Source organism: Streptomyces sp. NPDC048434 (assembly GCF_043200375.1).
Classification (GTDB): Bacteria; Actinomycetota; Actinomycetes; order Streptomycetales; family Streptomycetaceae; genus Streptomyces.
The window spans coordinates 1-2,890 of record NZ_JBICXQ010000084.1; the positions used below are offsets into that span (position 1 = coordinate 1).

At 69.2% G+C, this 2,890-nt stretch carries 1 protein-coding gene and 2 pseudogenes; all 3 read left to right on the plus strand.

Annotated elements, in window-relative coordinates; genetic code table 11:
- Positions 1 to 630: pseudogene (locus ACGFWI_RS38910) on the plus strand (FAD-binding oxidoreductase); the annotation flags it as partial.
- A gap of 21 nt (positions 631 to 651) precedes the next feature.
- Positions 652 to 2,451 (plus strand): thiamine pyrophosphate-requiring protein, encoded by a 1,800-nt coding sequence (locus ACGFWI_RS38915; RefSeq protein ID WP_393910789.1) that lies wholly within the window; start codon positions 652 to 654, stop codon positions 2,449 to 2,451.
- A gap of 2 nt (positions 2,452 to 2,453) precedes the next feature.
- Positions 2,454 to 2,890, plus strand: a pseudogene (locus ACGFWI_RS38920) (mandelate racemase); the annotation flags it as partial.

The following is a 2,890-nucleotide window of genomic DNA, read 5'->3' on the forward strand; positions in this document are numbered from 1 at the left end:
GGGCTGGAGCCGTCGTGCACCGCGGTCTTCCGCGCCGATGCGCCGGAGCTGTTCCCGGGGGATCTGGACGTTCAGCGGCTGGCCGGGCAGGTCCGCACGCTGGCCGAACAACTCGTCAACCACGCCCCCGACGACTGGCGTCCGCCACGGCCTGCCCGCACGGCGATCGTCCAGACCCACTGCCACCAGCACGCGGTGCTGAAGGACGACGCCGACCGGGAGCTGATGCGCCGGGCCGGCCTGGATGCCGAGGTGCTGGACGCCGGCTGTTGCGGCCTGGCGGGCAACTTCGGTTTCGAACGCGGCCATTACAACCTGTCGATGGAAATCGGGGAACTGGGCGTACTGCCCGCCGTTCGCGAGGCTTCGCCCGGTGCCCTGGTGTTGGCCGACGGCTTCAGCTGCCGTACCCAGATCTCGCAGGCCCGTACCGGCCGGGCCGCGCTGCACCTGGCCGAGGCGCTGGCACTCGCCCTCGACGGCCCCGCCCCTGCCCACCACCCAGAACGGCTCGCCGATCGTCCGGGGCCCGATGCCCGCGACGCCCGCCTGGTCACCGCGGCCTCTCTCGCCGCCGTGGCAGTGGCGGCGGGCGCGGCGGGCGCGGTGTTTCTGCGACGACGCACCTGACCCAGCAGAGAAGGAGCTTCAGTGTCGAACAAGGTCTCCGACCACATCCTCGAGCGTCTGCGCGAATGGGACGTCGAGCATGTCTTCGCCTATGCCGGTGACGGCATCAACGGGCTGCTCGCCGCCTGGGAACGTGCGGACAACAAGCCGAAATTCATCCAGGCCCGGCACGAGGAGATGGCCGCCTTCCAAGCCGTCGGGTATGCCAAGTTCTCCGGCAAGGTCGGCGTCTGCGCGGCCACGTCCGGGCCCGGCGCCATCCATCTGCTCAACGGCCTCTACGACGCCAAGCTCGATCATGTACCGGTCGTGGCGATCGTGGGGCAGACCAACCGCAGTGCGATGGGCGGCTCCTACCAGCAGGAAGTCGATCTGCTGAGCTTGTACAAGGACGTCGCCTCCGACTTTTGCGAGATGGTGACCGTCCCCGAGCAACTGCCGAACGCCATCGACCGGGCGATGCGTACCGCCTATGGCCGGCGGACGGTGACCGCGGTGATCATTCCGGCGGACGTTCAGGAACTGGACTACTCGCCGCCGACGCACGCCTTCAAGATGGTCCCCTCCAGCCTCGGTATCGCCTCTTACGCGCCGGTGCCGAGCGAGGACGACCTGGCCCGCGCGGCCGAGGTGCTCAACGCTGGGGAGAAGGTCGCCCTCCTGATCGGTCAGGGCGCCCGCGGGGCGCGCGCCGAGGTGGAGCAGGTCGCCGATGTGCTCAGCGCGGGTGTGGCCAAGGCGCTGCTGGGCAAGGACGTGCTCCCCGACGATCTGCCGTACGTCACGGGCGCCATCGGCCTGCTGGGGACCCGTCCTTCGTACGAGCTGATGCAGGGTTGCGACACCCTGCTCGTCATCGGCTCCAGCTTCCCCTACACCCAGTTCATGCCCGAGCTGGACCAGGCACGGGCGGTGCAGATCGACATCGACCCGCACATGGTCGGTATGCGCTACCCCTTCGAGGTCAATCTCGTCGGAGACGCCCGGGCAACCGTGCAACGACTACTGCCGCAGCTCAAGCGCAAAAAGCACGGTGAGTGGCGAAAGAAGATCGCGAAGGACACGGCACGCTGGTGGGAGGTGATGGAGCGACGGGCCGCTGTGGAGGCCGATCCGATCAACCCGGAGTATGTCGTACACGCGCTGGATCCGCTGCTGCCGGACGATGTCATCCTGGCCGCGGACTCCGGCTCGGCCGCCAACTGGTACGCACGTCACCTGCGGATGCGCGGCACGATGCGCGGCTCACTGTCCGGGACGCTCGCCACCATGGGCCCGGGCGTGCCATATGTCATCGGTGCGAAGTTCGCCCATCCCGGCCGGCCGGCGCTGGCCATCGTCGGGGACGGCGCGATGCAGATGAACGGCATGGCGGAGCTCATCACCGCGGCCAAGTACTGGAAGGAGTGGCACGACCCGCGCCTAATCGTCGCCGTCCTGAACAATCAGGACCTCAATCAGGTCACCTGGGAAATGCGCGCGATGTCCGGCGCCCCGCAGTTCCTCGCCTCGCAGGCACTCCCGGACGTGCCCTACGCCGACTTCGCACGGTCCATCGGGCTCGGTGGCGTCCGGGTGGAGAAGCCCGACGAAGTGGAAGCCGCCTGGCGCCAGGCGCTCACTGCCGACCGGCCGTTCGTCATCGACTTCCGCACCGACCCCGCCGTGCCGCCGATTCCGCCGCACGCCAGCCTCGACCAGATCGAGGCCGCGACCACCGCCGTTCTCAAGGGCGACAGCGACCGTGCCTCGATGGTCAAGCAGGGTTTGAAGGCCAAGGTCCAGGAGTTTCTCCCGGGCCGTAAGCACCACCAGGACTGACTGTGGGGCACCATGCCCGGGGCGCGGACCCCGTTGTCGACTCGGTCGCCACCTCGGTCTATCGGGTCCCCACCGATGCCCCCGAGGGCGACGGCACGCTGGCCTGGGACTCCACGACCATGATCGTGACCCAGGTCCGCTCCGGCGGGACGACGGGCCTGGGCTACACCTACGGGGCCGCAGCCACCGCCCAGGTCATCGATGAGCAGCTTGCCGGCATCGTGACCGACCGCTGCGCGCTGGATGTGCCCGGCGCCAACGAGGCGATGTCCCGGGCGGTGCGCAATGCCGGCCGGCCCGGCCTGGTCGCGGGCGCCATCTCGGCCGTCGACATCGCCCTGTGGGACCTCAAGGCACGGGTGCTCCAGGTGCCACTCGTCGGACTGCTGGGGGCGAGCGGCACCGAGGTGCCGGTGTACGGCAGCGGTGGCTTCACCAC